This is a genomic window from Pseudoalteromonas sp. PAST1, assembly GCF_021532515.1.
Lineage (GTDB): Bacteria > Pseudomonadota > Gammaproteobacteria > Enterobacterales > Alteromonadaceae > Pseudoalteromonas > Pseudoalteromonas simplex.
In genome coordinates, this window is sequence record NZ_JAKGBH010000098.1 from 1 (window position 1) to 5219 (window position 5219).

Sequence of the window (5219 nt, forward strand, 5' to 3'; positions counted from 1 at the left end):
ATTTTCATCAGCAAAATTACACATATCAGCTAAAAAGCATGAAGATATGTAGTCATCAGAGTCTAAATTAATGACATACTCACCCCTTGCCTTATCAAAAGCATCCTGACGAGCTTTATAAAGTCCTTCATTTTCTTTTTTATTTATGTAGATAAATCTATCGTCTTTCTTGAGATACTTTTTAATTATCTCGTGTGATTTATCGGGAGAAGCATCATTAACTACTATAAACTCAGCTTCTAACAAGCTTTGCTCTGTTAAACTTTGCAGAAAAGTATCTAAATATTTTTCCACACCATATACAGGAATGAGTACACTAACCTTAACTTTCATAAAACCTATAACAATTTCATTGTATTTAACTTTAACTTGGTTAAAACGTAAAAATAAGAAGAAAGATTAACCAAAGCAATATTTGTGGTCATCATGATTGATGCACCGAAGGGGCCGTATTCAGGAACCAACATAAAACCCATAGCCAACGACACTAAAAGACTGACTATTAGTATATTCTTTTGGACTTTTTCATGACCAGTCATTGAAAGTAATAAGCCAACGTTTCCGGTTAAGACGTTAACTACTTGCCCTATAGCAAGCATGATTAATACCTTCGAATATTCGGCGTAAGCCTGATCTATTAGAATTAACAATTCTTTACTAAAGACTATTATCAGTAGAATGGCGGGTAGACAAAACAGCCACATAAAACGTGCAGATTTAGTTATAATCAACTGTAAGTCAGCAATATCTGCTTTTTCATATTTAGAAGCGATTTGTGGAGCTAAAACTCTATTAACAGCAATTATTATAAAAGATATTAATGTAGTAAGTTTCATAGCAATAGCCATGACTGATATATCGGTGCCTACCCACAATAGCCCTAAAAGAAGAATAGCTGAATGATTATTAAACTGAATGACACATTGACTAACAAACATTGATTTACATGTAGATTTAAATCCGCTTAAATTGTGTTTTTTATCTTTGTTATTCAAATCTATTTTTAAAAAGTAGATTGAAAAGATAGAGGATAAAAAATATCCAAAAGCCAAGGCAAGTACTACACCTAAATAATCTAGCTCAAATAAAAAGATAGCTGAAAGTACACACGCACTCTGTAAGACTCCAGATGCAACCATGGCATAAACAACTCTTCCTATACCTTGCAATGCTGCTGAGAGTACTAGGTTAACTGAAGCTAAAGGTAAAATTATAAAAACGGTTAAAACAAACAGCTTTTCTGATGATAACAATTCAATATTGTTAACAAAATATATAACAGCAGCAGCTAGTATTGATGCCGAAAAAGCGAACATGCATGTTTTTCTTATTACTAGCCTAACAAGTTTTCCTACTCCTCTATTTATAGCTGAAAACTTTAAAATCGCATCAGGCGAACCAAAAGTTGTTATAGCAGTGCAAACTGATACTAAAGCTATTAGAAAAAAATAAGAGCTAGACTCTTCTCCTCCCAGCTTTTTTACAAGTAAGACTGTAGTTGTAAATCCTAGAATAGAAGAGATTATCTTTATTAAGAACACGCCTAGTGTTTGTTTTAAAAAGGAATCGTGGAAGATCCGTTTGATTAAATGCATGTTTAAACGTTTCTCGGAAAAAGATTCAATATATGAGCTATCTTTTCATCTGAAACAGCATTAAAGTAAAACTCTTTATCAAAACTTTCAATATCAGAGTCCTCTGTTATTGTATGAGCTTCTCGCACTTTTCCGGATATCCCAAGCGCATAATCATCAAATTTATACTTTCCACCTAATAGCTTATCGGAAAAAACTACATGTAAGTTGGGAATCGAATATGAATCTGAAGCGATTAACCCGTGCAAAGATGAAGAAATAATTCTTTCACACGAAAGTAACTGATCAATAAATGGTTCAATATCTTGCTGAATGTCTATTAGCAATACATCTTCACGTTTAGTTAGCTTTAAGACAGCTGGGTGCATCTTGTCCACATGATGCGGTATTAAGCCATAACGATATTTTTTCTTTATATCTGGAAAATAAAAGTTTCTAATGCAGATACCTGGATCTCCAAACTCTAAACCAGACCAATTTAGTTTTTTGGCCGTCTTGGGACCTCTTAGAAGCTTAATATCGAGATTTTTTTGGGTACTACTTTTCTCAGAAATAAATCCACTACCCCATACGACACTGTTATTTTTAGCACGATGTAAGATAGAGCCAATTCCTAGGATATGCTTTTTCTTAGAATAAGGATATATAACAACCTTTTTTCCCGAAACTTTCTCAATTAGATACTCATTAAGATCGTCCCCCCAGTTAGGAACCCCTTTAAAATAGTTAACCAAAATACAGTTATCTTTACCATAAAGGCTAATATTTTTATGATAATTCACAATAGTATTTAACTTTGTTTTAGCTATCTTAAATAATGATGATATTTTCATTTAAACAATTTCACTATACAACTTCTTTAACTTTTTAAATTCAATATCCCAATTATTTTGAGATACATATTGTAGACCAGTTTCCCCCATAGTTTTACGTAAATTTGGTTTACCTATAAGTTCTATTACTTTATCAGCAAATAAACCGGGGCAATTAGGTGTAATAAAACTACCAGCCTCAAAACCTAATAATTTTTCTTTCCAATGATTAAAGTCACTCGCAATAAAAGGTTTACCAAAAGTCATATACTCATATAACTTATTTGGATCAGTAAATGCATGATCTCCGACGTCATGTATATAGATAACTCCTAAATCTGACATTGAGACATATGAAAAAGCTAACTCTTGGTCTAAACAACCTAAATAATCTACGTAGTTCCACCCTTGTAAAGCTTTCAGTTCTTGCAGGTAATCATTACCTATTTCACCTAATAACCATAATCTTACAGGGCTTTTATTGTTAATAAGTTCAAGTGCATTAACTATATCGCTAATTCCTCTCGAGCTATTAATACTACCAAGGTAAACAAGCCTAAAAACACTATTATCGTACTTTAAGCTATGCTTTATTTTGTCGACTTCCTTAAGCAAACTCTCGTTAAAGCGTGGCTGGTTACCAATTAAAATAGCTTTATTACCTAACCTTCTCACAACTGCACTTTGGGTGCCTATAGCTCCATTCGAAACCTTAGCTGTTATAGCTTCTAGGATAGAAACAATATGACAAGATATTTTTTTTAAATTATTCGGGATCCAATCTCTAAAGAGCAATCTCTGAGAAAAGTCCTCATGTGTGTCATAAATAACCTTCTTTCCAAATAGTCGCAACAAAAAAGCAATAGGGATAGTATTTGGGTTATGTAAATGATAGATGTCACTTCTACAACTTAATGCCTGAAAAAAAACTTTATAGATAAGTAATATCCTAGAAACTTTCCCTTTATCTGATAACTTAGATCTAATTAATTTTATATTGTTGACTGTTAAACCATCCTGTTCCTTCGGCATTCTAGCGACCAAACAAACTTCGTATCCACTATTTTCTAAAGATACAGCTTGTTTTTTAAAAACCCTCACGTCATTCCAAATGTGAATTGGTGCAACTATACATACTTTTTTTGAGCTCATGGGATTAGAAACCAGATAAAATTGATTGATAATCATATTCAGAAGTTGCTAGAACGGTAACTTTCAAAATATATGGTATTAAGATATAAGCAAAAATAATTACCACTGAATAAACTTTTTTTCTTTCTATATATCTATCAATTAAATAGTACATTGGAAAAATATAAAAAATCATAAAGTACTGAGCAACTCTTCCGAAAAACCCGAAATATAGGTTAACAACAAAAAGCCAATATGTTGCAGCCGCAATCATAAAAAATGACATGAGCATATCATGATTTTTATTATATAAACCTTTATTAACATCCTGATAGTAGCAATGCATAGAAAGCAATATTAGAGGTGCATAGTATAACTTTGTTATTAAAGAAAAAAGATTTGCACTAGCTGATAGTTTACTCTCAAAGTAACCTAAATATGATCCAAACAATAATTCAACTAATAAGGGTAATAGCTTTGGTAGTATTAAGGCATACACAACACCTGTTAAGAAAAAGATAGTTACCACTCTAACTGGTGTGGGTTTAATAAATAGAAAAGCTAAAAATGGATAAACAATAATAAATGATGCATGGCAAAGAGATGCAAATATCACTAAAACTGCTGAAATCCAGTACTTTCTATTGTATAGAAGTATAAAAAGGCAAGGCATTACCGATATTGCCATATACTGCCTTAAGCCGTTCAATTGATTTTGATAAATACCAGTAACTGTGAAGTAAAGGAATACAAGTATCCAGACTTTATAATTTTCCTTTTTAAGCAGAAAAATAAAAAAAACCCAAAAAAAGGTATAGACTATTGATACTAGCAAAAATATGGATTGCTCACCCATCCCTAAAGTTGTAACTATTTTTAATATAACATAAAAAACATACTCTTTTTTACTATAATAATATTCAATGTTATACCCATACTTATACATATCTACATAAGACATGTAATCAGTTCCCACATCGAATTGAAATGCAGGCACTTGATAGAAGAAAAGCGCAACAGGCAATATGACCAACAAGTAAGCTAGTTTATGAAACTTCCTTTCTAGTAGAAACAGATAGACAACAGAAACAAAAGTAGTAAATAAGTACATTACTAACTTAGCCTTGAGTTACGAATAATATTTCTTGTCATTCTTAATTACAAAGCTAATAAAAACGATCATAAGCCCTATCGTTAACCCCAAGATTAGTCCTGCAATTGCTAAAAGAGCTCTACTTGGTTTAACCTTTTTTTCAGGAACAACTGGAGGATCTATTACCTTAAAAACATAATCTTTTTGGACTTCAGCTAACATTAAACTTCTTGTTTGCTCTTTGATTAATTCATAAAAAGTGTTTCGCATCTCGACTACACGAGTTTTATCTAACTGAGAGTTCAAATAATTAAGATTTTCCTTTGATTCTTGTTTTGCTCTTTCTCTCATTACCTCATTTATTTCGTAGTTCAACAACTCTACCCATTCTTTAGCTATATATGGAGAGTAATGTTCAACGGAAATCGTATATGAACCATTTTCTTTATCTAGTGATATATAAAAGTACTTTTCCATGAACACTTCATATGCTTCTTGGAGTGAAGGCTTTGCACCTACCAACCCTGAAGGTTCTCTAAGCCATTTATCTTCGTTCACATTGTATATTTCTGAGTCGTATAGCTGTCT

6 protein-coding genes are annotated in these 5219 nt (G+C 32.0%); all 6 read right to left on the reverse strand.

The genetic code is table 11. From position 1 onward, the window contains the following. Positions 1 to 333 (reverse strand): glycosyltransferase family 2 protein (locus tag L1272_RS22475; RefSeq protein ID WP_235374324.1); only part of this gene is annotated, 333 nt, incomplete at its 3' end. 5 nt (positions 334 to 338) lie between these two features. Further along, positions 339 to 1595: an oligosaccharide flippase family protein gene (locus L1272_RS22480; RefSeq protein ID WP_235374325.1), complete on the reverse strand. Its 1257-nt coding sequence runs from the start codon at positions 1593 to 1595 to the stop codon at positions 339 to 341. Positions 1596 to 1597: 2 nt separating this feature from the next. After that, positions 1598 to 2428 carry a polysaccharide pyruvyl transferase family protein gene (locus L1272_RS22485; RefSeq protein WP_235374326.1) on the reverse strand — a complete coding sequence of 277 codons (831 nt, stop codon included), beginning with the start codon at positions 2426 to 2428 and terminating at the stop codon, positions 1598 to 1600. Next, the gene (locus L1272_RS22490; RefSeq protein ID WP_235374327.1) at positions 2429 to 3595 is read right to left on the reverse strand and encodes a glycosyltransferase; all 1167 of its coding nucleotides are present in this window, start codon (positions 3593 to 3595) and stop codon (positions 2429 to 2431) included. Continuing rightward, on the reverse strand, positions 3564 to 4499 hold the full coding sequence (locus tag L1272_RS22495) for an EpsG family protein (protein WP_235374328.1): 936 nt from the start codon (positions 4497 to 4499) through the stop codon (positions 3564 to 3566). Before L1272_RS22495 ends, L1272_RS22490 begins: the two co-directional genes overlap by 32 nt. Positions 4500 to 4667: 168 nt before the next feature. After that, positions 4668 to 5219: GNVR domain-containing protein (locus L1272_RS22500; RefSeq protein ID WP_328250376.1), on the reverse strand; the 552-nt coding region annotated here is incomplete at its 5' end.

Bases quoted from the DNA above. Each gene is read 5' to 3' on its own strand.
- L1272_RS22495 (WP_235374328.1), bottom strand. From the start codon at position 4,499: ATGTCTTATGTAGATATGTATAAGTATGGGTATAACATTGAATATTAT.
- L1272_RS22480 (WP_235374325.1), bottom strand. From the start codon at position 1,595: ATGCATTTAATCAAACGGATCTTCCACGATTCCTTTTTAAAACAAACA.
- L1272_RS22490 (WP_235374327.1), bottom strand. From the start codon at position 3,595: ATGATTATCAATCAATTTTATCTGGTTTCTAATCCCATGAGCTCAAAA.
- L1272_RS22485 (WP_235374326.1), bottom strand. From the start codon at position 2,428: ATGAAAATATCATCATTATTTAAGATAGCTAAAACAAAGTTAAATACT.